25 protein-coding genes are annotated in these 25826 nt (G+C 64.9%); 9 read left to right on the forward strand and 16 right to left on the reverse strand.

The annotated features are described in order from the left end of the window. Positions 1 to 18 precede the first annotated feature (18 nt). The 3 genes from F3H96_RS07495 to F3H96_RS07505 all read right to left on the reverse strand — a co-directional run bounded on the left by F3H96_RS07495 (position 19) and on the right by F3H96_RS07505 (position 3069). Positions 19 to 1032: a substrate-binding domain-containing protein gene (locus tag F3H96_RS07495; RefSeq protein WP_149791307.1), complete on the reverse strand. Its 1014-nt coding sequence runs from the start codon at positions 1030 to 1032 to the stop codon at positions 19 to 21. 100 nt (positions 1033 to 1132) lie between these two features. Next, a complete protein-coding gene (locus tag F3H96_RS07500) occupies positions 1133 to 2041 on the reverse strand; it encodes a sugar phosphate isomerase/epimerase (protein ID WP_149791308.1) in 909 nt (302 codons plus the stop codon). Further along, positions 2038 to 3069 (reverse strand): Gfo/Idh/MocA family oxidoreductase, encoded by a 1032-nt coding sequence (locus F3H96_RS07505; protein ID WP_149791309.1) that lies wholly within the window; start codon positions 3067 to 3069, stop codon positions 2038 to 2040. Before F3H96_RS07505 ends, F3H96_RS07500 begins: the two co-directional genes overlap by 4 nt. 195 nt (positions 3070 to 3264) lie before the next feature. On the opposite strand from F3H96_RS07505, the gene F3H96_RS07510 reads away from it, so the two are divergent. From F3H96_RS07510 to F3H96_RS07520, 3 genes are all read left to right on the forward strand, one after another. Next, the gene (locus tag F3H96_RS07510; RefSeq protein ID WP_149791310.1) at positions 3265 to 4290 is read left to right on the forward strand and encodes a LacI family DNA-binding transcriptional regulator; all 1026 of its coding nucleotides are present in this window, start codon (positions 3265 to 3267) and stop codon (positions 4288 to 4290) included. Between the two features lie 131 nt (positions 4291 to 4421). Next, positions 4422 to 5903, forward strand: a complete 1482-nt coding sequence (locus F3H96_RS07515; protein WP_149791311.1) for an esterase-like activity of phytase family protein — start codon at positions 4422 to 4424, stop codon at positions 5901 to 5903. A gap of 104 nt (positions 5904 to 6007) precedes the next feature. Further along, positions 6008 to 7480, forward strand: a complete 1473-nt coding sequence (locus F3H96_RS07520; RefSeq protein WP_149791312.1) for an MATE family efflux transporter — start codon at positions 6008 to 6010, stop codon at positions 7478 to 7480. Between the two features lie 15 nt (positions 7481 to 7495). On the opposite strand, the gene F3H96_RS07525 is transcribed toward F3H96_RS07520, so the two are convergent. Then, positions 7496 to 8704 (reverse strand): MFS transporter, encoded by a 1209-nt coding sequence (locus F3H96_RS07525; RefSeq protein ID WP_149791313.1) that lies wholly within the window; start codon positions 8702 to 8704, stop codon positions 7496 to 7498. A 138-nt stretch (positions 8705 to 8842) separates the two neighbouring features. Between F3H96_RS07525 and F3H96_RS07530 the strand changes: the two genes are divergently transcribed. Beyond that, positions 8843 to 9418 (forward strand): TMEM175 family protein, encoded by a 576-nt coding sequence (locus F3H96_RS07530; RefSeq protein ID WP_149791314.1) that lies wholly within the window; start codon positions 8843 to 8845, stop codon positions 9416 to 9418. A 3-nt stretch (positions 9419 to 9421) separates the two neighbouring features. On the opposite strand, the gene F3H96_RS07535 is transcribed toward F3H96_RS07530, so the two are convergent. Then, positions 9422 to 9703, reverse strand: a complete 282-nt coding sequence (locus F3H96_RS07535) for a hypothetical protein (protein WP_149791315.1) — start codon at positions 9701 to 9703, stop codon at positions 9422 to 9424. Positions 9704 to 9967: 264 nt separating this feature from the next. Here F3H96_RS07535 and F3H96_RS07540 point away from each other — a divergent pair, with 264 nt between their 5' ends. Further along, positions 9968 to 10834, forward strand: coding sequence for an SDR family NAD(P)-dependent oxidoreductase (locus F3H96_RS07540; RefSeq protein WP_149791316.1), 867 nt, complete (start codon positions 9968 to 9970; stop codon positions 10832 to 10834). Between the two features lie 18 nt (positions 10835 to 10852). Here F3H96_RS07540 and F3H96_RS07545 read toward each other — a convergent pair whose 3' ends face one another. The 4 genes from F3H96_RS07545 to F3H96_RS07560 all read right to left on the reverse strand — a co-directional run bounded on the left by F3H96_RS07545 (position 10853) and on the right by F3H96_RS07560 (position 13397). Continuing rightward, complete coding sequence (locus F3H96_RS07545) at positions 10853 to 11284, reverse strand: low affinity iron permease family protein (protein ID WP_149791317.1); 432 nt, start codon at positions 11282 to 11284, stop codon at positions 10853 to 10855. 319 nt (positions 11285 to 11603) lie between these two features. Then, positions 11604 to 12245: a DapH/DapD/GlmU-related protein gene (locus F3H96_RS07550; RefSeq protein ID WP_149791318.1), complete on the reverse strand. Its 642-nt coding sequence runs from the start codon at positions 12243 to 12245 to the stop codon at positions 11604 to 11606. 71 nt (positions 12246 to 12316) lie between these two features. Then, positions 12317 to 12745 (reverse strand): CreA family protein, encoded by a 429-nt coding sequence (locus F3H96_RS07555; protein ID WP_244619944.1) that lies wholly within the window; start codon positions 12743 to 12745, stop codon positions 12317 to 12319. A 145-nt stretch (positions 12746 to 12890) separates the two neighbouring features. After that, positions 12891 to 13397 carry a cytochrome b/b6 domain-containing protein gene (locus F3H96_RS07560; RefSeq protein ID WP_188131316.1) on the reverse strand — a complete coding sequence of 169 codons (507 nt, stop codon included), beginning with the start codon at positions 13395 to 13397 and terminating at the stop codon, positions 12891 to 12893. A 217-nt stretch (positions 13398 to 13614) separates the two neighbouring features. Between F3H96_RS07560 and F3H96_RS07565 the strand changes: the two genes are divergently transcribed. The 3 genes from F3H96_RS07565 (at position 13615) to F3H96_RS07575 (ending at position 17003) form a co-directional block, all read left to right on the forward strand. Then, complete coding sequence (locus F3H96_RS07565) at positions 13615 to 14199, forward strand: SCO family protein (protein WP_149791321.1); 585 nt, start codon at positions 13615 to 13617, stop codon at positions 14197 to 14199. Then, positions 14199 to 15071, forward strand: coding sequence for a 50S ribosomal protein L11 methyltransferase (locus tag F3H96_RS07570; protein WP_149791322.1), 873 nt, complete (start codon positions 14199 to 14201; stop codon positions 15069 to 15071). Before F3H96_RS07565 ends, F3H96_RS07570 begins: the two co-directional genes overlap by 1 nt. 87 nt (positions 15072 to 15158) lie before the next feature. After that, positions 15159 to 17003 carry an aminopeptidase P family protein gene (locus F3H96_RS07575; protein ID WP_149791323.1) on the forward strand — a complete coding sequence of 615 codons (1845 nt, stop codon included), beginning with the start codon at positions 15159 to 15161 and terminating at the stop codon, positions 17001 to 17003. Position 17004: 1 nt separating this feature from the next. On the opposite strand, the gene F3H96_RS07580 is transcribed toward F3H96_RS07575, so the two are convergent. Together F3H96_RS07580 and F3H96_RS07585 are read right to left on the reverse strand one after the other, a co-directional pair. Next, complete coding sequence (locus F3H96_RS07580; protein WP_149791324.1) at positions 17005 to 17301, reverse strand: AzlD family protein; 297 nt, start codon at positions 17299 to 17301, stop codon at positions 17005 to 17007. Further along, positions 17298 to 18026: an AzlC family ABC transporter permease gene (locus F3H96_RS07585; protein ID WP_149791325.1), complete on the reverse strand. Its 729-nt coding sequence runs from the start codon at positions 18024 to 18026 to the stop codon at positions 17298 to 17300. Before F3H96_RS07585 ends, F3H96_RS07580 begins: the two co-directional genes overlap by 4 nt. A 221-nt stretch (positions 18027 to 18247) precedes the next feature. Between F3H96_RS07585 and F3H96_RS07590 the strand changes: the two genes are divergently transcribed. Continuing rightward, complete coding sequence (locus F3H96_RS07590) at positions 18248 to 19006, forward strand: SDR family oxidoreductase (protein WP_149791326.1); 759 nt, start codon at positions 18248 to 18250, stop codon at positions 19004 to 19006. A 30-nt stretch (positions 19007 to 19036) separates the two neighbouring features. On the opposite strand, the gene F3H96_RS07595 is transcribed toward F3H96_RS07590, so the two are convergent. The 5 genes from F3H96_RS07595 to lpxC form a co-directional block, all read right to left on the reverse strand. Continuing rightward, positions 19037 to 19729: a TIGR02453 family protein gene (locus tag F3H96_RS07595; protein WP_149791327.1), complete on the reverse strand. Its 693-nt coding sequence runs from the start codon at positions 19727 to 19729 to the stop codon at positions 19037 to 19039. Beyond that, on the reverse strand, positions 19729 to 21936 hold the full coding sequence (gene ligA / locus F3H96_RS07600) for an NAD-dependent DNA ligase LigA (RefSeq protein ID WP_149791328.1): 2208 nt from the start codon (positions 21934 to 21936) through the stop codon (positions 19729 to 19731). The genes F3H96_RS07595 and ligA overlap by 1 nt, the downstream gene beginning before the upstream one ends. A 135-nt stretch (positions 21937 to 22071) precedes the next feature. Continuing rightward, the gene (recN, locus tag F3H96_RS07605; protein ID WP_149791329.1) at positions 22072 to 23745 is read right to left on the reverse strand and encodes a DNA repair protein RecN; all 1674 of its coding nucleotides are present in this window, start codon (positions 23743 to 23745) and stop codon (positions 22072 to 22074) included. Positions 23746 to 23753: 8 nt separating this feature from the next. Then, positions 23754 to 24623, reverse strand: a complete 870-nt coding sequence (locus F3H96_RS07610; RefSeq protein ID WP_149791330.1) for an outer membrane protein assembly factor BamD — start codon at positions 24621 to 24623, stop codon at positions 23754 to 23756. A gap of 202 nt (positions 24624 to 24825) precedes the next feature. Beyond that, entirely contained in the window at positions 24826 to 25773 is a 948-nt protein-coding gene (lpxC, locus tag F3H96_RS07615; RefSeq protein ID WP_149791331.1) for a UDP-3-O-acyl-N-acetylglucosamine deacetylase, read from the reverse strand. Between the last annotated feature and the right edge of the window lie 53 nt (positions 25774 to 25826).

Genomic DNA, 25826 nt, shown 5'->3' on the forward strand with positions numbered 1-25826 from the left:
GGCCGGCCGCCTGGGAGGTCAGCGCAGCGCCTGCTTGGCGAGCTCTGAGACGATCTCGTAGTTCTGTGGCGTCACGAAACCGGCGCCGGTGTCGACATTCATCGGCGCCAGCCCAAGCACCACTTGCTGGCAGAGGCTGAGGATCGGCAGGTAGCCCTGCAGGAACGGCTGCTGGTCGGCCGTCAGTTGCACCCAGCCGCCCTTGAAGCCCTCGACGATCTGCGGGCTGGTGTCGAAACCGAAATTGAAGATGTCGCCGGGCTTGCGGCCTGCGGCCTGCATGTAGGTGGCGACATTGCCCAGCATCTGCCCGCCGGGATAGCCGACCGCCTTGACGTCGGGGTGGTTGAGCAGCGCCGCGGTGATGACCGGGATGGCGAGGTTGGGATCGGAGGCCCATTCGCCGCTCGGCGGCGAGGAGAGCTGGATCACCTCGACGCCCGCCTCCTTCAAGGCCGCCACCGTGCCGCGCTCGCGCGCGCCGCGGCTCTCGTTCTCGAACGGGCCGATCATGATCGCCTTGTCGCCGGCCTTGAGCTTGCCGAGCTTGAACGCCTCGACGCCGAGCGCGCGGCCCTGTTGCTCCTGCTGCGCGCCGACATAGCCGCCGCCGAACGCCGCCACCACCTTCGGCACGGGCACGTTCTGGTACATCATCTTGATGCCGTCCTTATGCGCCTGCTCGGCCAGCGGCATGATCGCCGCGTCGCCCGGATGGCCCATCATGGCGATGCCCTGCGGCTTGACCGCGACCGCCTCGCGCAATTGCTGCACCATCTTCTCGACATCCCACTGGGAGAAGATGTAGTCGACCTTCGGCCCGAGATCGGCCGCCGCCTGCTTGGCGCCATTATAGACGATGGTGCCGAAGGCGTCGCCCTCGGCGCCGCCGACGAAAAAGCGGATGTGGACGTCCTTGCACCATTGGGCGTCGAGCGCCTGCGCGGGCAAGGTGGAGATCGAGGCGCCGAGCGCCGCGGCGGCTGCCACGACGGTCGAGCGCAGAACAGTCCTTCTGGTCGTGATGCTCATGCACGTTCCTCCCTTTTTTGGTCCCTCGCAACGGAGGGTTCTCGACAAACGATCGGCGTGAAGCCGCAATCTTCGGCCGACTCCTCCCGCCGGCCGGTCCTCACACCGGATTTGGCAGGTAGCTGGCGCCTCCCCTGCATTGCTTCAGATACTCGAGCGCCCGCACTTGGCCGGTGATCTCGAGGTCGCCGCGATAGACCGGATCGTGCCAGCCTTCGATGTCGATGGCGCCACGATAGCCTGCGAGCCGCAACTCGCTGATCACCCGCGTCCAGTCGCTGTCGCCGAAGCCCGGCGTGCGCATCTGGACGAATGGCAGGCGCCCGAACACGCCATGCTCGCGGATCACGTCCCAGCGCACCGTCGCGTCCTTGCCGTGGACATGGAAGATGCGCGGCGCCCATTTGCGGATCTGCGGGATCGGATCGATCAGGTAGACGAGCTGGTGGCAGGGCTCCCATTCGAGGCCGAGATTGTCGTCCGGCACTTCGTTGAACATCAATTCCCAGGCGTCGGGATTGTGGGCGATGTTCCAGTCGCCGTTCGCCCAGTTGCCGTCCATGGCGCAGTTCTCGAAGGCGATGCGCACGCCCTTGTCCGCGGCGCGCCTGGCGAGCGCCCCCCAGACCTCGCGGAAGCGCGGCAGGCTGTCGGTCAGCGGTTTGCCGCGGATGCGGCCGGTGAAGCCGCTGACCGTGGACGTGCCGAACAGATGCGCATTGTCGATGACCGTTTCCCAGGCCTTGAGCACGCCGCGGTCGGTATCGCCGCTCTCCAGCGGATTGCCGAACACGCCGATCGAGGAGACTGTGACATCGGCGTCGCCGATCGCCTCGCTTATTTGGCCGGCCAGCCGCGGCAGGTCCTTCCCGCCCAGCGTCTGCCAGAAGAACGGCTGGATGCTCTCGAAGCCGAGCGGCAGGATCTGTTTGATATAGGCTGCCGGGTCGTCGAGATTGGCCCGCACCATCGTGCCGATCCTGATGTCGAGGAGCGGGTTTGGCATCATTGCATTTCCTCTGCGATAGCGACGCGCCGTCCGGTCTCCGCGCTTTCGATCGCGCCGAAGACCATGGCCAGGCTCCGGATGTTGTCGGCGCCGCGCGTCTCGGGCTCGGTGCCGGTCTCGATCGCGCGCATGAAGTCCTTGATGATGCCGAGATGGCCGTCGACACGGTCGGCGGGATCGAGCGGCGGCACTTCGATCGGCTGGGTCTTGTCGAACAGGCCGTCGCGGCCCGGCACGACCACCTCCGCCTTCAGTGTGTCATGGCCGTCCCAGATGAGGCTGCCGCGCTCGGCGACGATGCGCCAGCTGCCTTCCCAACTGGTGCGGAAGCCATCGGCGCACCAGGAACCGGCATAGGTGAAGACCTTGCCGCCGCCGAGGTCGAACATCGCGCTCGCTGACGATCCCTGCCGGTACCAGGAATTGGCCGGCTCCCATTCCTGGCAATAGACGCTGGCCGGCTCGCCGGCGACCATGTAGCGGGCGGCATCGAAGGTGTGGATCGCCATGTCGAGCAACAGGACGTGGGCCATCTCCTCGCGGAAGCCGCCGAAATGCGGCGCGACGAAGAAGTCGGCGTGAATGCTGGTCGGCTTGCCGATGGCGCCTGAGTCCAGAAATCGCCGAATGCGCCTGACATCGGCGACATAGCGGCGGTTCTGGACGACAGCGTGAACACGCCCGGCGCGGCGCGCGGCCTCGACGATGGCGCGCGCGCTCTCCGGGCTGTCGGCCAACGGCTTCTCGGTCAGCAGATGGCAATTGTGCGCGAAAGCGGAGAAGGCAACTTCGCGCCGGGCCGCCGGGACAACGACGTCGAATACGGCATCCGGCTTTGTCTGGTCGAGAATGGCGTCGACGCTGGTCGCAATGACGGCCGTGGCAAGCCCGTATTCGCGCGCCCTCGCCCTTGCCCGCTCGGCATCAAGATCGACAAGGCCGACAATCGCAAGCCCGTCGATCTGCCTTGCGGCGTCGAGCCAGCGCGTGCTCATGGCTCCGCACCCGACTAGGACGACATTCATCATCCAGCGCTCCTCCTCCGTCCGGTCCCTCCAGACCGAACACCGGCATTCACGGCATCGCCGTAAACGTTGTTCCGTAAACGTTTACGAGAACACACCCGAAGGCGTAGAATGTCAATTGGCCGCTCGCAAAATTCATCCTTTTTCGCCTTGGCCTGAGCGGCGGGCGGTGCTAGCCAAGGCGAGGGAGAACCGTCTTTGGCGTCCAGCATCCACGATCTTGCGCGTCACCTGAACATCTCGATCGGCACCGTCTCGCGCGCGTTGAACGGCCGTGCCGACGTCAATGCCGATACGCGTCAGCGCGTGCTGGAAGCGGCCAGGGAGCTGAACTATTCGCCCAATCAGTCCGGCCGCAGTCTCAGGCAGGGCGCCACCCGTTCGATCGCCTTCATGCTGCAGCCGCATCCGGGCGACCAGGAATATGGCGAGCCCTTCTTCATTCCGTTCCTGACCGGCTTGCAGGCGCAGCTCGCCGAAAGCGGGCTCGATCTGATCGTGGTGATGGGCGCTCCGGGCGACTATCAGCAGGAGCGCCTGCGCCGCGTCGTCGAGACGCGTCGCGCGGACGCGGTGGTGCTGGCCTGGACACGACGCGAGGACGAGCGCATCGACTATCTTGCCGAGAGGGGCTTCCCTTTCGCCACGCTCGGCCGCAGCCGCTCGGGCGGCACGTCCTACCCATCGCTGGATCTTGATTTCGAGAAGGCGGGGAGCGACGCGGTCGACCGGCTGGTCGCGCGCGGCCACCGCCGCATCGCCGCCATCCGCCCGTCGCTCAACCTCAATTTTGGCTATCTGTTCCTCGACGGCTATCGCAAGGCCTTGCAGCGGCATGGCATCGAGGTCGACCCCGGACTGATCGCGGAGGGCTTCATCAACGAGGCCGGCGGCTATCAGGTGACGCCGCGCGTGATGCTATCCAAGGATAAGCCGACCGCCATCATCTTCAACAATGACGCGATGGCGCTCGGCGGCTGCAAGGCGCTGGCCGAGATGGGCATCCGGCCAGGCCACGACATTGCCGTGACCGTCATCGTCGACACCCCGCTCTGCCGCTATTTCTCGCCGGCGCTGACTGCTTTCCGTCCGGCGTTGGAGCCGATGGGCCGCCGGCTGGCCGAGATCCTGCTGGCATGGCTCCCCGCCTTCGCCGGTCCGGAGGGCCCACGCATCATTCGCGAAGTCTGGCCGCTGGAACTCATCGCGCGCGACAGCGATTGAGTGCCCCTCTCCTGTCACGCAAGTATCATGTTGGCGTCCTAGACCGCATGTCGGAGAGGGCTGACCGCATGGTGGATGCCGCTCCCTTTCAGGCTTCGGCCTCCGGCATGCTCGTCAAGAAGGGGATATTCATGAAACGTCTCAACCGAACCATCGCGCTCTGCGCGGCACTCGCCCTGTTCACCGCTCTCAGCCCGGCACTCGCCGACGGCGTTGCCTATGTCAACAAGGGGCTTGTCGGCGTCGGCCGCATTCCGGCCAGCCAGAAGGACAAGTTCGGCGAGACTTTCGGTTCGGGTTCCGGGATGGCGATCGATACCAAGGGCTGGGCAAGGGACGGCGCCGGCTACAAGGGCTCGCTCTGGCTGCTGCCGGATCGCGGCTACAACGTCGTCGGCACGACCGACTACCGCGCCCGCCTCAACACCATCGCGATCGAGCTGACCCCGACGGCACCGGGTGCCGCGCCTGCCGCGGGACAGGAACAGTCGGGTGTCAAGGCGACGCTCGCCGACACGATGCTGCTGACCGACGACAAGGGCGCCGACACCACCGGCCTGGATCCGTTGAACGGCGTGCGTCCCGCCGCCGGCGACATGCCGATCCTGCCGCAGGCCGACAACGGCAAGCTAGCGCTCGACGACGAGGCGATCGTGCGCCTGCCCGATGGCACTATGTTCATCTCCGACGAATACGGCCCAAATATCTACCGCTTCTCGGCCGACGGCCGCCTGATGTCGGCGACGCAGCCGCCGGCCGCGCTGGTGCCGATGCGCCACGGCAAGCCGAACTTCGCTTCCGATAATCCCGGCCCGGGCGCGGCCGAACCGGATCCGAAGGATCCCGAGACCGGGCGCCAGAACAACCAGGGCCTCGAAGGCATGTCGATGACGCCTGACGGCAAGTTCCTGATCGCCGTGCTGCAATCGGCGCCGCGCCAGGACGGCGGCGATTCCGGCACGACCCGGCAGAACACCCGGGCGCTGGTCTATGACGCCGCCGACCTCGCCCACCTCAGACTGGCGCACGAATATGTCGTGCCGCTGCCGGTGTTCAAGGACGCCAAGGGCAAGACCAAGGTCGCCGCGCAAAGCGAGATCGTGGCGCTGTCCGACAAGAGCTTCCTGATGCTGGCGCGCGACAGCGGCAACGGCCAGGGCGTGAAGGGCGACGAGTCGCTCTACCGCAAGATCGAGATCGTCGACCTCTCCGGCGCCACCGATATCGCGGGCGGACCCTTCGACGCCGCCGACAAGCCGGTCGCGCCGAAGGGCGTGCTGGACCCGTCGGTGACGCCGGCCAAGCTTACCTCGTTCATCGACATCAACGACAAGGGCGAGCTCGGCCGCTTCGGCCTGCACAATGGCGCGCCGAACGACAAGAACAACCTCTCGGAGAAGTGGGAGGCGATGTCGCTGGTCAGTGTGCTCGATCCAAAACTGCCCGACGACTATTTCCTGTTCGTCGCCAACGACAACGATTTCCTCACCCAGGACGGCTTCCAGGTCGGCGCGCCCTACAAGGCCGAGGACAGCGCCGACGTCGACACCACCTTTCTGGTCTATCAGGTCACCCTGCCCGGTCTTTCGGGAAATACCGTCGCCGGTCAGTAAGCGGTGACGGGCGGCTGCCCGTCATCCGGTCTGATCCTGAAAGGGATGCATGAACATCGGGCCTGCGATAGCATCGCGGGCCCGCTTCATTTTTCGGTACCGCCATGGATGACGAAAAGCCCAGTCGCCGGCGTGTCGGCGACCTGACCAGCGGCCCGATCCCGCGCACGCTGCTCTTGTTCGCTCTGCCGGTGCTTGGCTCCAACGTGCTGCAGTCGCTCAACGGCTCGATCAACGCCGTTTGGGTCGGCCGCTTTCTCGGCGAGGCGGCGCTGACGGCGACCTCCAACGCCAATCTGGTGCTGTTCCTGATCCTCGGCACCGTGTTCGGCATCGGCATGGCGGCGACGATCCTTGTGGCGCAGTCGGTCGGCGCCCGCGACCTGCTGGAGGCGAAGCGCATCGTCGGCACCAGCGCCACCTTCTTCTTCCTGGTCTCGGTGGTGTTCGCGGTCTGCGGCTGGATCTGGGTCGACGCCATCCTCACGGGGCTCGGCACGCCGGCGGATGCCTTGCCGCTGGCGCGGAGCTATCTGCGCATCATCTTCGTCGCCGTGCCGATGATGAACCTTTTGTCCTTCGTCATGACCGTGCTGCGCGGCGCCGGCGATTCGCGAACGCCGTTTGTCTTCATGGCGCTGGCGGTCGTCCTTGACGTCGTGCTCAATCCGCTGCTGATCCGAGGCATCGGTCCCTTCCCCGAGCTCGGCATCGCCGGTTCGGCCACCGCGACGCTTGTAGGCCAGACGGTGAGCGTGATCGCCATCCTGAGCGTGCTCTATGTCCGCAGGCATCCGCTTCGGCTGGCGGGCAGTGATCTGGCTTTGCTCAAGCCGGACCCGGCGCTGCTGCGCATCGTCGTGTTCAAGGGCATTCCGATGGGCCTGCAGATGATCGTCATCTCGGCCGCCGCGCTGACCGTGATGGGCCTCGTCAATTCGTATGGCTCGCAGGTCGCCGCCGCTTACGGCATCGCCGCGCAACTCTGGACCTATATCCAGATGCCGGCTCTCGCCATCGGCGCCGCGGTCTCCTCGATGGCGGCGCAGAATGTCGGCGCCGGCCGTTGGGACCGCATCGGCAAGGTTGCGGCGTCGGGTGTCGGCTTCAACCTGGTGCTGACCGGCGCGCTGGTGGCACTGTTGTTCGTCTTCGACCGCGCGGTGCTGAGCCTTTTCCTCAGCACCGACAGCATCGCGATCGACATTGCCACCCATATCAACAAGGCGGCGTCCTGGTCGTTCATCCTGTTCGGCATCACCATCGTTCTGTTCGCCACGGTGCGCGCCACCGGCGCCGTCATGCCGCCGCTGATCATCCTGATCATCTCGGTACTGATCGTGCGTACCGGCTTTGCCTATTTCTTCAGGAGCTGGATCGGTGAGGAGGCGCTGTGGTGGAGCTTTCCGGCGGGTTCGATCACGTCGCTGGTGCTTGCCGCCGCCTATTACCGCTTCGGCCGTTGGCGCACGATGCATATGATCGAGGACCGGCCGGCTGGCGGCGAGCCGCCGGACACCGGCCTCGGCGTGCCGCGCCAGCGCGCCCATCTCTCGCCCGAGACACCGAACGGGTGAGGCGATCGCCTCGGACTACCGCGCGTATTTGGCGCCGAACCCCAGCGCAACCAGCGAGAAGACCGTGATCATGCCGGCAAAGGCCAGGCTTGCCGTCGTCGCATTCGTCAGGCTCGACAGGACGCCGATGCCGATCACCGGCAGCGCATTGCCGCAGAAGCAGCAGATGAAGAAGGCCGACACGACCTCGGCGCGGCGGTCTGCGGGCGCGATCTGGTTCACCACTTGCAGGCCGCCGCGATAGCCAAGCGCCGCCGCCACGCCGCAGATCGCCGTCGCGGCGATCATGAGCGCCATCGAGGCGTAGACCTGCGCTGCCACGATCAGCGCCACGGTCGGGATCATCAGCACCAGCGCGGCGAGCATGATGGAGCGGCTGGACAGCCATGCGGTGCCGACAATGGTCGCTGCCGCCACGATCGACAGTTCAAAAAACAACCCGCCGGCTTCGGCATGATTGGTCGCATGGAGCTGCTGCGCCAGGATGCTCGGCGCCAGCGCCGCGTAGAAACCGACCAGCGCCATGGCGCCGAAGCCGGTCACGGCCGGCGCGACGAATTGCGCGCGAATGTCCTCGGGGACCGAAAGCCGCGGCCGCATCGAGACATCGGAAAGTGTCCCGGGCCTGGAGATCGTTTCCTGCGTCCGCCAGATCAGCAGCGTGACCAGCGCAAGCAGGACAAGATAGGCACCGAATGTCAGCCGGAGCGGCCAGGGTGCATATTGGGCGAGCAGCCCGGACAGTAGCGCGCCGCCCCCGAGACCGACGAAGTTGGTGCTGGTGGCAATTATGGCGGCGCGCGACTTGTCCTTGCCCTCGATCAGTTCGGCAAGCCAGGCAGTGCCGGTTCCCGCGCCGATCCCGATGCCGAGTCCGCTCAAGATGCGGGCGATGTCGAGCCAGGCGAGGTTTTCTGCGAAGAGGAAAAACAGCGCGCTGACCACGGCGACGGCCATTGCCGCCATGGCCGCCGGACGGCGGCCAATGGCATCCGACAGCCTGCCGAAAAACAGCAGCGCCGCCAGATTGCCGACCACGTAGACGGCATAGACCAGCGTCAACGTAATCTGCGAGAAGCCGAAGGCCTGCTTGTAGATCACATAGAGCGGTGTCAGCGCCGTGCTGCCGGCAAAAAGCGCGGCGATCATCGCCGCGACGGCGGCCATCGCGGCGGCGCCGCCGAGCCCATTTTCGCGCGTCATGGTTTGAATGTCGCTGGTCATGGCGACCTCCGCTGGTTGTAGCCCCAACACCCATGTAATGGCGCTGTTCCGCCTGCCGAACGCGCTCCTGACAATTCTGGCAGGATGGTCAGGCGCGTCTTCATCCCGTAACCTCCGTCAACCGACGAGGGAGGAAGCATGGGCAAGGGACGGGTAGAGGCTTTCACCGATGGCGTGGTCGCGATCATCATCACCATCATGGTGCTGGATTTGAAAGTCCCGCACGGTGAGGACTTCTCCACGCTTTTGCCGCAGTGGCCGATCTTCCTCAGCTACGTGCTGTCCTTCATCAATGTCGGCATCTACTGGAACAACCTGCACAACATGTTCCACACCGTGCAGCGCGTCGACGGCCGCGTCCTGTGGGCCAATCTCAACCTTCTGTTCTGGCTGTCGCTAATGCCGGTGACCACGGCCTTCATGGGGGAAAACGATTTCGCTCCGGCGCCCGTGGCCGTCTACGGTATCGACCTGGTGCTTTGCGCCGTTGCCTATACCATTCTGGTCGTCAAGCTGCGCCATCTGCACGGCGCCGACACGACCTTCGCCAAGGCAGTGGGCCGCGACAACAAAGGCAAGATTTCGTTGGCGCTCTACATCATTGCCGTGCTGCTCAGTTTCTTCAACCAGTGGGTCAGCGTGGCTATCTACGTGCTTGTGGCAACGATCTGGTTCGTGCCCGACAAGCGTTTTGAGAGACTGATCGAAAAATAGAACTTACTTCCGCATCGCTTTCAGCTTTTCCGCCACGGAAGCGGCAAGATCGGCATAACGCTCCTCGAGCCGTTCAGCCGCCTTGATGATTGCGAAGTCATGGCCGAACTTCTCCAACGCGAGCCGCAGCTTCTCGGCGAATTCCGCCTGCTTTTCCAGCGCCGCAAACAGCGTTTTCACCTGCGCCTCGCTGATGTCGGGATTGTCGAGCATCTTCGGCACCTCGCGCCCCATCTGGTCGCCGTTGGCGGTCTGCTCCTTCAGGATTCCGATCCAGTCGGTCAAATGCCGAACTCCTTTTTCAGGGCACCATGCGCGGCGGGCGCCGCCATGGTCAACCCGTTGTCGGCGCCATGGTCAACCCGTTGCCGTCGTCGCGGTCAACCCGTTGCCGCCGTCGCGATCAACCAGTTGCCGCCGTCGCGGTCAACCAGTTGCAGCTATCGCGGTCAACGTTGCCGCGGTCGCGGCCACCCATTCGGACGAACCAGCCTTGCCTCGGCGGCGCTCGGCGTTAAGTTCGGCCCGACCCGAACAAGGATAGAGATCATGACCAGCGACGCCGAAATCCAGACCGCCCTGCCCGCTTTCGCCTCCGGCAATGTCGCCGTGATCACCGGCAGCGCCAGCGGTATCGGCCTTGCCGCCGCGAAACGGTTCGCGGCGATGGGCATGAAGACGGTGCTTGCCGACATCGGCGGGGTGCGTCTCGACCAGGCGAGACAGGCCGTCGCGGCGATTGCCGGCGACGATGCCGTCCTTCCGATCCCGACCGACGTCTCGAAGGCAGAGGACGTCGACCGGCTGGCGGAACTGGCTCACGATGCCTTCGGCGCGGTTTCCGTGCTGATGAACAATGCCGGCGTCGGCAACAATCCGGGCAAGCCGTGGGAGAACCGCGACGCCTGGAAGCAGCTGCTGGACATCAATTTCTGGGGCGTCGTGCATGGTGTCGAGGCCTTCGCGCCGCGCATGCTGGCCACCGGAAGGCCGGGCCTGATCGTCAACACCGGATCCAAGCAGGGCATCACCACGCCGCCCGGCAACCTCGCCTACAACGTCTCCAAGGCCGGCGTGAAGACTTTTACCGAAGGGCTGGCGCATGCGCTGCGCAACGAACCTGGCGCGAACATATCGGCGCATCTGCTGATCCCGGGCTTCACCTATACCGGCCTGACCGAAGGCGCGACGGAAAAACCCGCCGGCGCCTGGACCGGCGAGCAGGTGATCGATTTCATGCTGGCATCGCTGCTGGACGATGACTTTTACATCCTGTGCCCGGACAACGAGGTCGCGCGGCCGATGGATGAAAAGCGCATGGCCTGGGCGATCGGCGACATCATCGAGAACCGCCCCGCCTTGTCGCGCTGGCACCCCGATCACAAGGACGCGTTCGCGGCGTTCATGCGCCGCTGAGGACCTGGAGCGGACCGCTCAGGCGGCCGCTTTCTTCTTGGAGCCGGTCTTGCCCGCCACCGCCTTCTTGGCCGCGGCCTCGGCGATCTTGCGATCGTGCCGTTTCGCCGCCGCCTCGCATTTGGCGCGAATTTCCTCGACCTCCGATTCCGTCAGGTGTTCGATGCCGATGAAGTTATTGTGGGCGCGGCTGACCCTGATCAGCTCGTCGAGCTTGGCCTGGATCGCCGCGCCGTCGCGATTCTGAGTGTTCTGGATCAGGAACACCATCAGGAAGGTGATGATGGTGGTGCCGGTGTTGATGACGAGTTGCCAGGTGTCCGAAAATCCGAACATCGGACCGCTTGCTGCCCATGCAACCACGATCAGCATGCAGACGGCAAAGATTGACGGCATTCCGGCCAGATGCGCCACCCGATTGGCAATGCTGGTGAAAAGTTTCTCGACCATGCAATCCCTCGAACAGCCGCAGGAGCGCGGCGTTTCCGAAGAAACAAGCTGTGGCCTCTCCGGGTTCCCGCCGAACGAATTGTTCTGCCGACACGTGCCTGCAATCATGTGCACGCAGAAAGCATGGGCATGCGACAAGACACCTTATCCGTTTGTCGCCATAGTGCCGGTACAGGCAAACGCCTGTTCCTTCCGCTTTACGGCGGTTTACCTCCAGCCCCTTCCGCTGCGCCACCCCCGCATGGCGGAAGGGGCAACCCGCCTGAACCGAGGCTTGGCCTCGCCTGGACTCCTTCAACGCCGCATCGGGTAACCAGCCTCAGGCCGGATCGTTTTCCCAGCGATCGAGGAAGGCCTCGATCGGCATGGCCTGCATGTCGGGGATTGCCCTGGCCAGTTTCTCGGGCGCCCAGTCCCACCAGGCGAGGGTCTCGATGCGCGCCGCCACGTCGGCGCGGAACCGCAGGCGCAACGGCTTTGCCGGAATGCCGGCGACGATTGTGTAGGGTGCAACGTCGTGCGTCACCACGGCATTGGCGCCGATGACGGCACCATTGCCGATCGTGACACCCGGCACGATGACCGCGCCATGGCCGATCCAGACATCGTGGCCGACATTGACCGCTTTCGCCTGCCGCCGCGCGCGAAATTGCGTGTCCACCCCCAGCCAGCGGAAATACTCGTTCGGGCGGTAGCTGACCTTGTGCTGCGTCAGCCGCTCGATCGGATGTTCGAGAGCGTTGATGCGGCTGTTGGCGGCGATCGAGCAGAACTTGCCGATCGTCGTATAGATGGCTTCCGAATGACGCTCGAAATAGGAAAAGTCGCCGACCGTCACCTCGCGTAGGATCACCCGCTCGCCGACCGAGGCATAGCGGCCGAGCTTGCATGCCTTCAACTCCGCGGTCGGATGGATGCGCGGCTCGGCGTCCTTGAGAATGAGGTTTTCGGGGCGGTTCATGGCGCGGCTTTACGCCCGCCGGAACCACCTCGCAAGCCGGGACCGGTTTTGGCCCGGGCCGATCGAAGAGACTATTGCGGCTTGCCCTTCGTCCACACCACGTTCTGGCCGTAGAGCGGCACGGTCGTGACCGACATCTTCGCCGAGCCGTTCTGCACCTGGCGCGAATGCGACAGGTAGATCAGCGTCTCGTTCTTCTTGTCGTAGATGCGGTTCACCACCTGCTTCTTCCAGATCAGGCTGAGACCCTGTTTGAAGACTTCCTCACCGCCCTCACTGACGTCGATATCGCCGATGGTGATCGGCCCGGTCTGGCGGCAGGAGATCGAGGAATCGGAAGGATCCTCGAACCAGTTGCCCTTATGCAGGCGGTCGATGATGCTGCGGTCGAAATAGGCGACATGGCAGGTGACGCCGTCGACCTTCGGGTCCTTGATCGCGTCGATCATGATGTCGTTGCCAACCCAGTCGACACCCACTTTGCCCACCTCGTCGGCCATGGCCGCGCCGGTGATCAAGGCAAGACACGCGGCGAATAAGCCGGTCAGTTTTCGCAAGGAAGCCTCCTCGGTTCGCGTTTGCCGACCACAGGTGGGATAAGGGCATGGCGTTTGCAAGACGATCGACAGCGCTCGCGCCGTGCAACTACGCCTGGCGGAACGCCAGCATCTGGCGCAGCACGTTCGTCTTGAGGACAAAGTGCTGAACCATCGCGCCGGCAATGTGCAGCAGGACCACGTAGAGCAGGATGTCCTTGCCGAGCACATGCAGCCGCCCTGCGCCCGGTACTGCAAGAAACCAGGCTGCGGCCCCCGAAATCGGCACCGCGAAAATGAGCGCGTAGATCACGAGATGCGTTGCCCTGGCGAGGAGCCGCAGCGCCGGGTGTTCCATGCCCGAAACCGGCGGGACGCCGCGCGTCGCCCGCAGCCACAGCCGCCACGCAGCCAAGGCCAGCACCGCAAGGCCGAGCACGACGTGCATGTAGGCCAGCGACCAGTCGCCGGCGGCGGCTTCCTGCCCGCGGCGCAGCGCGCGCCATACATGCTCCATGCCGTCATGGGCCAGGAACTGAACCAGGATCAGCGCGGCTATGCTCCAATGCAGCCAGACCTGGGTCCTCGAATAGGACGCTGCAGGCATATTGGACATTACAGGTCCCTCCATCGTCAAAGGCTCATGGAAGATAGTTTGGAAGCGAGGCCGGTCAAATTAACGATCGGTAAGGCGCCCATTGCACCGTCGGCCCGTCCAACTGGTTGCGGCAACGCGACATCTTTGCGCGCGCGGCGTCGAACCGCTAAGACTCAGCGCCAAATCGCCTGCAACACCGCCCGATGGGCCAGGCAACAATGACGGATACCTTCAGATGATGCGTTCAATCCTGGTCGGCATTCTCGTCCTGATGGCGACGGGCATCGGCTGGCTGACATTCGACTGGTACCGGGGGCACTATGGCGGCGAGCCCTTCGGCGCGCCCTTCACCCTGGTCGACCAGAAAGGCGCGCCGATCACCGAGGCGGCCTTCAGGGGCCACCCGAGCGTCGTCTTCTTCGGTTTCACCCACTGCCCGGAAGTCTGCCCGACGACATTGTTCGAACTGGCCGGCTGGCTGAAGACGATGGGCGACAGCGGCAAGGACCTCAACGCCTATTTCGTCACCGTCGATCCCGAACGCGACACGCCGGAGACGATGAACACCTATGTCAGCAACTTCTCCGACCGCATCACCGGCATCACCGGCGATCCGGACAAGGTGCACGCCATGGCCAAGGCCTTCGGCATCTACTGGAAGAAGGTCGACACCGGCGACGGCGACTACACGATGGACCATACGGCTTCGGTGCTGCTGCTCAATGCCAGGGGCGATTTCGCCGGCACGATTGCCTATGGCGAGAGCGCCGACACCGCCGTCGCCAAGCTGAAGCGGCTGGCCGCCGGCGGCCAAACCTGATGGCGCAGACCCGGCTCCATCTCACCGCGGGCAAGATTGAAGCCGACCGCATCTTCGCGGCGCTCGACGCCGCCTTCGAGGATGACGGCCTGCCAATCGCCGTGCTGGAGCTCGACGAGGAAAAAGACATTCACGAAGTATCGCTCTACGCCGATGGCGACATCGGTCCTGTCGAAGAGCGCGTCAAGGATATCCTCGCTGGTCTCGGCCTGCCGAAACCTGTCGAGCGCGAGGCCATCCCCGATATCGACTGGGTGTCGCGCTCGCTGGAAGGCTTGAAGCCGGTACGCGCGGGTCGCTTCCTGGTTCATGGGTCGCACGACCGGGCCAGGCGCCACAGCGGCGATCTCGCCATCGAGATCGAGGCGGGCCTTGCCTTCGGCACCGGCCACCACGGCACCACCGCCGGATGCCTTGAAATGCTGGACATGGTTGTGCGGCGCGAGAAACCGCGCAACGCGCTCGACCTCGGCACCGGCAGCGCGGTGCTGGCGATCGCGCTTGCCAAGCTTGCGCATATTCCGGTGCTGGCGACCGACATCGATCCCGTCGCCGTTCGCGTCGCCGCCGCCAATGCCCGCCTCAACCATGTGAAGGCGCTGGTCGAGACGGTGACGGCGCCCGGCTTCCATCATCCTATCTTCGCCAAGCGCGCGCCCTTCGACCTGATCGTCGCCAACATCCTGGCGCGGCCGCTGATGCGGCTCGCGCCCGAAATGGCCAGGCACGTCAGCCTCGGCGGCTCCCTGGTGCTCTCCGGCATCCTCGACCGGCAGCGCGACGCGGTGATCTCGGCCTATGTCGGCCAGAGTTTTCGCCACGTCCGTACCTCGCATCGCGAGGGCTGGTCGACGATCCACCTCAAGCGCTGAGACAGTCGTCTGGCCCTGCCGAAATCGATTCCGGATTGGCGAGGCATGCGCTACGCTCGCCGCAAGCCATTCGAGGGAGATGCCAAAATGTTCCAGACCTTTGATTCTGCTGGCGATCCGGCCGTCGGCAAGCCGCGCGTGGCGCTGCTGCGGCAATGGCTGGCGGAAAATAACCTCGATGGCTTCATGGTGCCCCGCGCGGACGAGCACCAGGGCGAATATGTCGCCGATCGCTCGGCGCGGCTGAAATGGCTGACCGGCTTTTCCGGCTCGGCCGGCGTCGCCATCATCCTGCGCGACCGCGCCTTCATCTTCGTCGACGGACGCTACACGCTCCAGGTGCGCGGCGAGGTCGACCTGTCGATCTTCACCGTCGAAAGCCTCATCGACAATCCGCCGGCCAACTGGATCAAGGACAATCTCGGCAAGGGCGCAAGGCTCGGCTTCGACCCCTGGCTGCACACGATCGGCGAGGTCAAGGCGCTGAAGGCATCGGCCGAGCAATCCGGCGCGACATTGGTGCCGCTCGACAGGAACCCGATCGACATCATCTGGACGGACCAGCCGCCGCCGCCGCGCGCACCCGTCGAGATCCATCCGCTCAACCTTGCCGGCGAACTCGCCAAGGACAAGCTGGCCCGGCTGGCTGGCTCGATCGAAAAGGACGGTGCCACCCATGCGGTGCTGACCGACCCCTCTTCGATCGCCTGGGCCTTCAACATCCGTGGTGGTGACGTGCCGCACACGCCGCTGGCGCTCGGCTTTGCCATCCTCGCCGCCGACGGCAAGCATCAGCTGTTCATGGACCAGCGCAAATTCCCGCGCCAGGTCGAGGCCTATCTCACGCAGCTTGCCGATCTGCATGATCCGGCCGATTTCGAAGCGGCGATTGTCGAGTTGGCCAGGAACGGCGCCAAGATCGCGCTCGATCCGGTGCTGGCGGCGGAGAAGCTGCGCATGCTGGCCGAGGATAATGGCGGCACCGTCGTGTTGGCCGCCGACCCTGCCCGCATCCCGCGCGCCACCAAGAACCAGGCAGAGATCGCCGGCAGCCGGGCAGCGCATCGCCGCGACGGCGCCGCGGTTGCCAAGCTGCTTTGCTGGCTCGATCGCCAGAAGCCCGGCTCACTCGACGAAATCGCCGTCGTCACCAAGCTCGAAGAGGTGCGCCGGCGGACCGGCGAGGAAACCCAGATGCCGCTGTGCGACGTCTCCTTCGACACGATTTCCGGCGCCGGCCCGAACGGCGCCATCATGCATTACCGCGTCTCGCGCGCCACCAGCCGCAAGCTGCAGGGCGGCGAGTTGTTCCTGCTCGATTCCGGCGGCCAGTATCAGGACGGCACCACCGACATCACCCGCACCGTGCCGATCGGTGAGCCGACGCAGGAAATGCGCGAGCGCTTCACCCTGGTGCTGAAGGGCATGATCGGCATCTCGACGCTGCGTTTCCCCGCCGGCACGCGCGGCTCGGAAATCGACGCCGTTGCCCGCATGGCGCTCTGGAAGCACGGCTGCGACTTCGCTCACGGCACCGGCCACGGCGTCGGCTCCTACCTTGCCGTGCATGAAGGGCCGCAGCGCATCGCCCGCACGGGAACTGAAAAACTGCTTGCCGGCATGATGCTGTCCAATGAGCCCGGCTACTACAAGGAAGGCGACTACGGCATCCGCATCGAGAACCTGATCCTGGTCACGCCGGCTCAGCCGATCGAAGGCGGCGACATCGCCATGCACGGCTTCGAGACGCTGACGCTGGCGCCGATCGACAAGCGGCTCATCCGCAGCGATCTGTTGCACCGCGATGAACTGCAGTGGCTCGATCGGTATCACGCCCGGGTGCTGGCCGAGATCGGCCCGATGGTCGACGGCGAGACGCTGGCCTGGCTGGAGAAAGCCACTGCGCCGCTGCCGCACGACGCGAAGATCTGATCTACCCGACGAACTGGCGCGCCAGGATCAGGACAGCGGCGCCGGCGAGGAACATCGCCATCAGGCCGCCGCGCAGCGACACCAGCGCGGTGACGACCAGCGCCGCCCATTCCGTCGGGCCGGCATGCAGCAGTTCCGGCGCGACGAGCGTCGTCAGCACAGCGGCCGGCACGGCGTTGAGGCCAGCCTCGACGCGCGGATGGATCGTCTCGAAGCGCGAGATGACGAGGTGGCCGCCGACGCGGGTTAGATAGGTGGCGACGGCGCCGGCAAGGATGATCCAGAAGGTCGTGCTCATGGCCGCTTGCCCACGCCGCTATGGTGTGGCGGCAGGATCACCGCCAGGAGAACGCCGGCGACCGCGCCGATCGAAACATGCCAGGGCGAGCCGACGGTTCGGTAGGCAATGATCGAGGCGGCGGCGCTGGCCGCGACGACGGGCGCCCAAAGCGGCCGCTTGCGGAAGCCAAGCACCAGGCCGAGGAAATAGATCGGCAGCAGGAAATCGATGCCCAGCGCATGCGTGTTCGGGATCAACTTGCCGAACACCGCGCCGAGGCCGCTTTCGATCACCCAGAAAACGTAGACCGGCAGGCCGAGGCCGAGATACCAGACGAAACCGACCGGACGGCCGGACTCTGCCCTAGCCTCCGCGATGGCATATTGCGGATCGGTCAGGATGAAATAGCCGACCGCCTGCTGCAGCACCGGCCAATGCGCGATGCGCCGGCCGATGCCGGCCGAATAGAGCACATGGCGAAAGTTCACCGCGAAGATCGACAGCACGACCAGCCATGGCGCGACATGCTGGCCGAACAGCTCGATGCCGACCATCTGACTGGCGCCGCCATAGATCATGGCGCTCATCAGGAAGGCTTCGAGGACGGAGAAACCATTGTCGACCGCGATCGTGCCGAACAGCAACGCGAACGGCGCCGAAGCGACGACGACCGGCATCGACAGCCGCACGCCGGCCCAGAAATCGCCCCCGGCCCGACCCTCAGAGATTGCTTCCGCTACCATCCATCGCTCCTTGAGCGGCCTCATGTAGGGAGCGTCGCCTTGCTTGTCACACGAATTCGCTTGAGCCGACGATCAGCGGAACTGATGGGCAGCCCTTGCTGACCGCGGATCAGCTGACGAATCAATGCTGCCATTCGGATTTTTTGCCCGCCCCCTATTGTCCCGCAGTCGCGTCTTGGCGCAAAACGCCTCCTGGCGCAAAACAAGAGAGGGGGCGACGGATGGTCGTCTTTGATTTCACCGGCAGGCATGCGGTTGTGACCGGCGCAGGCGGCGGCATGGGCGAAGCGATCGCGCTTGCGCTGCTCGAGGCGGGTGCCTCCGTCACCGCCATCGATGTCAAGCCGTGTCCGGCCTCGCTTTCCGGCTATAATGATAGGCTGACCTTCGCCCAGGGCAACCTCACCGACGCCGCTTTCGTCGAACAGGTCATCGGCGCCGCCGGCCGCGAACGCGGCGGCATCGACTATCTCGCCAATGTCGCCGGCGTGCTCTGGTTCGGTCGCGACAGGTCCGCGCTCGAGATGGATCTCGACGTTTGGGACGAGGTCTTCAACATCAACCTGAAGTCGTTCGTGCACACCGCGCGTTCCGTCGTTCCCCAGATGCGCGCTGGTGGCCGCGGCGGCGCCATGGTGCATTTCTCGACCATCCAGTGGTATCGCGGCGACCCGAAGCCGCAGGACGCCTATCAGGCATCGAAGGCGGGCGTTTGCGCGCTGTCCAAGTCGCTCGCCATGCAGCTCGCAGGCGAGCGCATCCGCTCGAATGCGATCTGCCCCGGCATGGCACTGACGCCGCTGCAAGCGCGTTGGGACACCGAGGAGAAGCGCGCCGCCGTGGCGAGCTATACTCCGCTCGGCCGCATCGGCACGCCGCAGGACATGGCCAACGCCGCGCTTTTCCTGCTTTCGGACGCCGCAAGCTATATCACCGGCATCGAACTTGCCGTCGACGGCGGCCTGCTGATGCGGATGTAAAACGCTGGCCTGATCCGCCAGGCCGGAGCGTCAGGCAGCGACCACCGTGCCTTGAATCGCCCTGCCCCAGTCGAGCAGCGGCTTGGCGCTAAGCGTGAAATCGACGAGGTCGTCGACCAGCGCCGGCGAATGGATCGTCGCCGGATCGATCTCGTGCCGGACGACAAAATGCCTGTTGCGCACGGCCTGGGCAAGATCGTCGTCGCTAACGTCCTCAAAGCCGCGCGGCGCGCGCTTCAGGCGGTCTTCCGCATCGAGCTCCAGGCCAGCCTTCTTGAGCAAGGAGACCATGCCGCGGAACGCGGCGGGCTTGGTCACGATCGCCTTGCGCATCGCCTGCAGCAGTTCCGGCGCCGGCTGCCACCAGGCAACGCCGGAAAAGCAGCGTTCGAGCCCGATATGCACATAGAAGACGCCTTGCGACATCTTGGTGCCGTCCGGCGACAGGATAGCCGACAGATGCCGGTTGTAGGGCCGCTTGTCCTTTGAGAAGCGCACGTCGCGGTTGATCCGGAACAGCGATTTCTTGCGGTCGCCGCGCAAGCCGAGCTTGGCCCCGTCGAAGCGCTCGGTAAGCGTCTCGACCAGATCGCAGAACGGCTCGTGCAGCTCGCTGTCGAAGAGCTCGCGGTTTTCCTGGAACCACTCGCGGCTCTGGTGGAAGTCGAGCGCCTTGAGGAAGGGAATGGCCTTCTGCCCAAAACCCTTGAATGAGCCCGCCATCAGCCACCCCTGCCGATGCGCTGCAGCCAGGTGTCCTCGTCGATCACCTCGATGCCGAGATCACTTGCGGTCTTGAGCTTGGAGCCGGCGCCAGGACCCGCCACCACCAGGTCGGTCTTGGCCGAAACCGAGCCCGCGACCTTGGCGCCGAGCCGCTCCGCCATCGCCTTGGCCTCGGAGCGCGTCATCTTTTCCAGCGAGCCGGTGAACACCACCGTCTTGCCGGAGACTTCGCTACCGGCTGAAATTTCCATGACATAGGGCTTCGGATGAACTTGGGCGAGCAAGGCGTCCAGCACGTCGTCATTGCGTTCGTTGCCGAAGAAGTCGCGCAACGCGTTGATCACCGTGTCGCCGATGCCGTTGATCGACGGGAACACTGTGTGCGGATCTTCGGCCTTGGCCGTCTCCTTGCCGATGCGGATCAGTTCCTCGATGGTCGAGAACTGGCGGGCAAGCACCGCGGCCGTCGTCTCGCCGATATGGCGGATGCCGAGCGCGAAGATGAAGCGGTCGAGCTCCGGTTCGCGGCGCGCGTCGATGGCCGCGAACAGCTTGTCGAGGCCTTCGTAGTTGCGCTCCTCGACGCTGCGGACATTCTTGCGGGTCTTGCCCGATGCCTCCTCGCGCAATCTCGCCTGCTCCTCGCGCCGTTCGGCCAGCGCCTTGGTGACGGCTGGGCGGCGATCTTTGAGCGTGAAGATGTCGGCGGCGGTCCTGACCAGCCCGGAATTGAAGAAGAGGTCGATGTTTTCCGCGCCCAACCCCTCGATATCGAGCGCGCCGCGCGACACGAAGTGGCGCAGCCTCTCCACGGCCTGCGCGGCGCAGATCAGCTCGCCGGTGCAACGGCGGCGCGAATCCTCCTTGCCGGTCTTCTCGTTGATCTCGCGCGTCGCGGGCGAGCCGCAGACCGGACAGGTGTGCGGGAATTCGTACGGCACCGCGCTCGCCGGCCGCTTGTCGACGACGACGCTGACGATCTGCGGGATGACGTCCCCTGCCCGCTGGATCACGACGGTGTCGCCGATGCGCACGTCGATGCCGTCGCGGATCGGCTGGCCGTTGCTGTCAAAACCCTTGATGTAGTCTTCGTTGTGCAGCGTCACGTTCTCGACCACCACGCCGCCGACCGTGACCGGCGCCAGCCGCGCCACCGGCGCCAGCGTGCCGGTGCGGCCGACCTGGATGTCGATCCTCTCGACCGTCGTCATCGCCTGCTCGGCCGGGAATTTATGGGCGACCGCCCAGCGCGGCTCGCCGGTGACGAAACCCCAGCGGCGCTGCAGCTCGAGCTGGTCGACCTTGTAGACGACGCCGTCGATGTCATAGCCGAGCGAGGAACGCTGCTCCTCGATCCTATGATAGTGGGCAATGAGCTCGTCTATGGACTTCGCCCGCACCATCAGCGGGCTGACCTTGAACCCCCACTCGGCGAATTTCTGCACCGAATCATATTGGGTCGGAGCGGGGTCGGCGGTGGTGTAACCCCAGGCATAGGCAAAGAATTTCAGGTTGCGGCTGGCGGTGACTGACGGATCCTTCTGGCGCAGCGACCCGGCCGCGGTGTTGCGTGGATTGACGTAGTCCTGGCCGCCGACGGCCGCCGAACGCTGCTTCAATGCCTCGAATTCGGCATAGGTCATGTAGACCTCGCCGCGGACTTCGATGACATCCGGCCAGCCGGAGCCCTGCAGCTTCTTCGGGATATCGGCAATCGTCTTCAGATTGGCGGTGATGTCCTCGCCGACGGCACCGTCGCCGCGCGTCGCGCCTTGCAAGAACACGCCGTTCTCATAGCGCAGCGAGGCCGACAGCCCATCGATCTTCGGCTCGGCGGTGAAGGCGATGTCGAGGTCCTTGTCGCGGTCGAAGAAGCGCCGGCCACGCTCGATGAAATCGGCGACGTCCTGGTCGGTATAGGCCTTGGCGAGGCTGAGCATCGGCACCGCATGGCGCACCTTGGCAAAGCCTTCCGCAGGCGGCGCGCCGACCCGGCGCGTCGGCGAATCGTCTCGCACCAGATCTGGGAACCGCTCTTCGATAGCGAGGTTGCGCCGGCGCAACGCATCGTACTCGGCATCGGTGATCGTCGGCGCGTCTTCCGCATGGTAGCGCCGGTCGTGCTCGGCGATCTCGGCGGCGAGCCGTTTCAGCTCATCCGCTGCCTCACTCTCGCTCAACGAATCGATGGATTTTTCCGACATGCAGCGCGGTCCTCGAACTATGGCGCGCCACTATAAATCACGATTTGTCGGGAGGGAGATAGCCTGTGGAAAAATCATTGCTCGACAGCAGGATACAGCCATCTGCTGACTCTGCCCACGAGAACAAGGGAATGCCTAAGCCGCGGCCGTGTTCTCGCGCAGCAACCGGTCCGCCGCGGCGCGCGCCTCGTCGGTGATGGTGGCGCCGGCCAGCATGCGCGCGATTTCTTCCTGGCGCGCTGCGCGGTCCATTTCGGCAATGCCGGTGGCGACACGGTCCTTGCCGCCGGATTTGGAGATCAGGAAATGTGTTGCCGCGCGCGCCGCGACCTGCGGCGCGTGGGTGACGGAAAGCACCTGCACCCGCTTCGACAGCCGCGCCAGCCGCTGGCCGATGGCGTCGGCCACCGCGCCACCGACGCCGGTGTCGATTTCATCGAACACAAGCGTCGGCGCCGAGCCGCGATCCGCCAGCGCTACCTTCAGCGCCAGGAGGAAGCGCGACAGCTCGCCGCCGGAAGCCACCTTCATCATCGGCCCCGGCCTGGTTCCCGGATTGGTCCGCACCCAGAATTCGACCTGGTCGATGCCTTCTTCCATGCGGCTTTCGGCATCGCTGCCGATCTCGACGATGAACTCTGCCCGTTCGAGCTTCAGCGCCGGCAGTTCCGCCATCACCGCTTTGGTCAGGCCGGCAGCCGCCGCATGGCGCAGCGAAGAAAGCTGCGCCGCGGAAATGTCATAGGCCTCGCGCCCGGCGGCGGCCTGTTTTTCCAGCGCATGCAGTCGCCCCTCGCCGGCATCGAGGTCGGCAAGATCGGCCACCATCGTGTCGCGCAGCTGCGCCAGATCGTCGACCGAGACATTGTGCTTGCGCGAGGCGGCGCGCAGGGCGAACAGCCGCTCCTCCGCCTTCTCCAGCCGCTGTGGGTCATATTCGGTGGCGCGAAGCGCCGCCTCGACGCCGGACTGCGCGGCGTCCAGCGAGATCATCGCCTCGTCGAGCGATTTGACCACGTCGTCGAGCAGGCCCGGCGCTTCAGCCGATTTGCGCTGCAGCCGTCGCAACAGGCTGGCAAGTTGCGGCAGGGGCGAGGACGGGCCTGACAGCGTGTCCTGCGCATCATGGATTTCGCCGGCAATCTTTTCGACGCGCATCATTTGCGCGCGCAGTTGGGCAAGCTCGGTCTCCTCGCCCGGCTGCGGATCGAGTCTTGCGAGCTCGGCGACTGAAGCGCGCAAATAATCTGCCTCCCGCGCCGCCGCCTCGACCTTGGCGCGATGCCGGGAAAGCTCCTGCTCGCAGTTTCGCCAATAGCGCCAGGCTTCGCCCGTGCCGCGCATGGCGCCCAGATGGCCGCCGAAACTGTCAAGCAATTCACGATGCGCGCCGGGATCGACCAGCGCCCGCTCGTCATGCTGGCCATGGATCTCGACGAGCGCCCGGCCGACGTCGCGCATCAGGGTGACACTCGAGGGCTGGTCGTTGACGAAGACACGCGTGCGGCCGTCGGCTGTCTGCACCCGGCGCAGGATGATGTCGCCGTCGTCCTCGATGTCGTTTTCGGCCAGCAGCGCGCGTGCCGGATGGTTGCGCGGCACGTCGAACACGGCGATGACCTGGCCTTGCGCGGCGCCGTGGCGGACGAGCGACGCATCGCCACGCGCGCCGAGCGCCAGCGACAATGCGTCGAGCAGGATGGATTTGCCGGCGCCGGTCTCGCCGGTGAGCACCGACAGCCCGGGCAGGAAGTCGATGTCCAGCTTCTCGATCAGGACGATATCGCGGATCGACAGTCTGGACAGCATCGCAAGCTTCAGGCGCCGGTGATCAGTTTCCCGGCCTTGGATATCCACGACCCGGCATTCTCGCGCGGCTCAAGCCCATTGCTCTGCAGGAGCTTGTAGGAATCCTTGTACCACTGGCTGTCGGGATAGTTGTTGCCGAGCACTGCCGCGGCCGTCTGCGCTTCCGAGGTCAGGCCCATGGCATAATAGGACTCGGTCAGACGCGCGAGCGCCTCCTCGACATGGCGGGTGTTGGAATAGCTCTCGACCACGGTACGGAAGCGCTTCACCGCGGCGATATAATCGCGACGCTCGAGATAATAGCGGCCGACCTGCATTTCCTTGCCGGCGAGCTGGTCGTTGGCGAAGCGGATCTTGTCCTTGGCGTCGGTGACATATTCGGAGTCCGGCCAGCGCGTCACCAGATCCTGCATGGTCTGGATGGTCTGGCGCGCTTCCTTCTGATCCTGTGTAACGTCCTTGATCTGTCGATAGTAGCTCAGGCCGATGATGTATTGCGCGTAGGCGGCCTCGTCGGTCGACGGATAGAGCGTCAGATAGCGCTTCGCCGTGCCGATCGCTTCGTCATAATTGCCGGCGCGATAGTCGGCGAAAGCACCCATCACCATCGATTTGCGCGCGAATTCCGAATAGGGGTGCTGGCGGTCGACCGCGTCGAACTTCTTGCTCGCTTCCTCGAGGCGGCCGGCATTCATGTTGGCCAGGCCCTGGTTGTAGAGAACGTCGGCCGGTTCGGTTTGGTCGACATAGGTCGCCAGATTGACATCCTTCTCGGAGGACATGCAGGCCGACAGCACGAGCGCGGGAGCAACCACCGACAGAGCCAGCAAAACACCCCGACGCGGCGCCATCGATTGACCAACTCGCGAAAACAACATGTTTGGATTCCGCCCCTTCGGCGTCGTTGAGATCCGGGCCGAAGCCATAGACCATTATCCCCTTGCCCGGCAACGCTATGGCCGGGCAATCGCACATTTTTGTGGCAGGCCGACGCTACGGCCCAAGCTTCGCGATTTGGCCGCCCTGTGATGCAGCCGTGCAACACAAGCCTGGCTACAAAGCCAGAAAACGGTTAAAAAATCAGATCACCCAAGGCGCATAGACCGGCCCGCTGACAGCGATCATCTCGGCCACGCGGCCGCGCTCGCGGCGCCTCGTCTCGACGATCTCGAAGGCCGTCCGGTCGGAAAGAAGCCGCCGCAGCGCCGAAGCATTCATTCGGTGCCCGCCGCGGTAGGAACGGAAGCAGCCGATGAATCGCGCCCCGGCCAGCGCCAGGTCGCCCATAGCATCGAGCGTCTTGTGGCGGGCGAATTCATTGGGGTAGCGCAGCCCGCCGACATTGATGACGCGGTTGTCGTCGCCGATGACCAGTGAATTTTCCAGCGACGAGCCGAGCGCATAACCGGCGGCCCAAAGCCGCTCGACATCCTTCATGAAGCCGAAGGTGCGCGAGCGCGCAATGTCGCGGCGGAAGATGTCGGGATTGATGTCGGAGGCGAATTGCTGCCGGCCGATCGCCGGGCTTTCAAAATCGATTTCGACCTCGAAACGCGTGCCGTCGTAGGGACGGAACTCGGCCCAGGATGCACCGGCTTCCACGCGCACCGGCTTGACCACACGGATGTAGCGCCGCTTCACCGCCAGCGTCTCGATGCCCGCCTGGTCGATGGCTTCGACGAAGGCCATGGCGCTGCCGTCGAGAATGGGCACTTCCGGGCCGTCGATCTCGATGATGAGATTGTCGATGCCGAGCCCGAACACCGTCGCCATCAGGTGCTCGACGGTGCCGATATGCTGACCCGCCGGATCGCCGAGCATGGTGCAAAGATCCGTAGCGCCGACTTCCGCGACCAGAGCGCGGAACTCGCGGCTTTCGCCGCCATTCGAAAGATGGAAGACGATACCAGCATCCGCGTCGGCGGGCAGGAACTGAACGGTGACGGGTTTGCCGCTATGGACGCCGATGCCGGTCAGCGTCGCGCGCGATTTCACTGTCGTCTGATAATCGTGCAAGAGTAACCCCATACGCCCCGACTGCCTGCGTCCGCGCCATCGGCCTTGGGTATCTTGCAGCCAGT

The sequence above is a fragment of the Mesorhizobium sp. NFR06 genome (assembly GCF_900115245.1).
Classification (GTDB): domain Bacteria; phylum Pseudomonadota; class Alphaproteobacteria; order Rhizobiales; family Rhizobiaceae; genus Mesorhizobium.

Excerpts from the sequence above, each read along its gene's own strand:
- F3H96_RS07495 (WP_149791307.1), bottom strand. The coding sequence starts at position 1,032 with ATGAGCATCACGACCAGAAGGACTGTTCTGCGCTCGACCGTCGTGGCA.
- F3H96_RS07500 (WP_149791308.1), bottom strand. The coding sequence starts at position 2,041 with ATGATGCCAAACCCGCTCCTCGACATCAGGATCGGCACGATGGTGCGG.
- F3H96_RS07505 (WP_149791309.1), bottom strand. The coding sequence starts at position 3,069 with ATGATGAATGTCGTCCTAGTCGGGTGCGGAGCCATGAGCACGCGCTGG.
- F3H96_RS07515 (WP_149791311.1), top strand. The coding sequence starts at position 4,422 with ATGAAACGTCTCAACCGAACCATCGCGCTCTGCGCGGCACTCGCCCTG.
- F3H96_RS07520 (WP_149791312.1), top strand. The coding sequence starts at position 6,008 with ATGGATGACGAAAAGCCCAGTCGCCGGCGTGTCGGCGACCTGACCAGC.
- F3H96_RS07525 (WP_149791313.1), bottom strand. The coding sequence starts at position 8,704 with ATGACCAGCGACATTCAAACCATGACGCGCGAAAATGGGCTCGGCGGC.
- F3H96_RS07530 (WP_149791314.1), top strand. The coding sequence starts at position 8,843 with ATGGGCAAGGGACGGGTAGAGGCTTTCACCGATGGCGTGGTCGCGATC.
- F3H96_RS07540 (WP_149791316.1), top strand. The coding sequence starts at position 9,968 with ATGACCAGCGACGCCGAAATCCAGACCGCCCTGCCCGCTTTCGCCTCC.
- F3H96_RS07545 (WP_149791317.1), bottom strand. The coding sequence starts at position 11,284 with ATGGTCGAGAAACTTTTCACCAGCATTGCCAATCGGGTGGCGCATCTG.
- F3H96_RS07550 (WP_149791318.1), bottom strand. The coding sequence starts at position 12,245 with ATGAACCGCCCCGAAAACCTCATTCTCAAGGACGCCGAGCCGCGCATC.
- F3H96_RS07555 (WP_244619944.1), bottom strand. The coding sequence starts at position 12,745 with ATGGCCGACGAGGTGGGCAAAGTGGGTGTCGACTGGGTTGGCAACGAC.
- F3H96_RS07560 (WP_188131316.1), bottom strand. The coding sequence starts at position 13,397 with ATGTCCAATATGCCTGCAGCGTCCTATTCGAGGACCCAGGTCTGGCTG.
- F3H96_RS07565 (WP_149791321.1), top strand. The coding sequence starts at position 13,615 with ATGATGCGTTCAATCCTGGTCGGCATTCTCGTCCTGATGGCGACGGGC.
- F3H96_RS07570 (WP_149791322.1), top strand. The coding sequence starts at position 14,199 with ATGGCGCAGACCCGGCTCCATCTCACCGCGGGCAAGATTGAAGCCGAC.
- F3H96_RS07575 (WP_149791323.1), top strand. The coding sequence starts at position 15,159 with ATGTTCCAGACCTTTGATTCTGCTGGCGATCCGGCCGTCGGCAAGCCG.
- F3H96_RS07580 (WP_149791324.1), bottom strand. The coding sequence starts at position 17,301 with ATGAGCACGACCTTCTGGATCATCCTTGCCGGCGCCGTCGCCACCTAT.
- F3H96_RS07585 (WP_149791325.1), bottom strand. The coding sequence starts at position 18,026 with ATGGTAGCGGAAGCAATCTCTGAGGGTCGGGCCGGGGGCGATTTCTGG.
- F3H96_RS07590 (WP_149791326.1), top strand. The coding sequence starts at position 18,248 with ATGGTCGTCTTTGATTTCACCGGCAGGCATGCGGTTGTGACCGGCGCA.
- F3H96_RS07595 (WP_149791327.1), bottom strand. The coding sequence starts at position 19,729 with ATGGCGGGCTCATTCAAGGGTTTTGGGCAGAAGGCCATTCCCTTCCTC.
- ligA (WP_149791328.1), bottom strand. The coding sequence starts at position 21,936 with ATGTCGGAAAAATCCATCGATTCGTTGAGCGAGAGTGAGGCAGCGGAT.
- recN (WP_149791329.1), bottom strand. The coding sequence starts at position 23,745 with ATGCTGTCCAGACTGTCGATCCGCGATATCGTCCTGATCGAGAAGCTG.
- F3H96_RS07610 (WP_149791330.1), bottom strand. The coding sequence starts at position 24,623 with ATGTTGTTTTCGCGAGTTGGTCAATCGATGGCGCCGCGTCGGGGTGTT.
- lpxC (WP_149791331.1), bottom strand. The coding sequence starts at position 25,773 with ATGGGGTTACTCTTGCACGATTATCAGACGACAGTGAAATCGCGCGCG.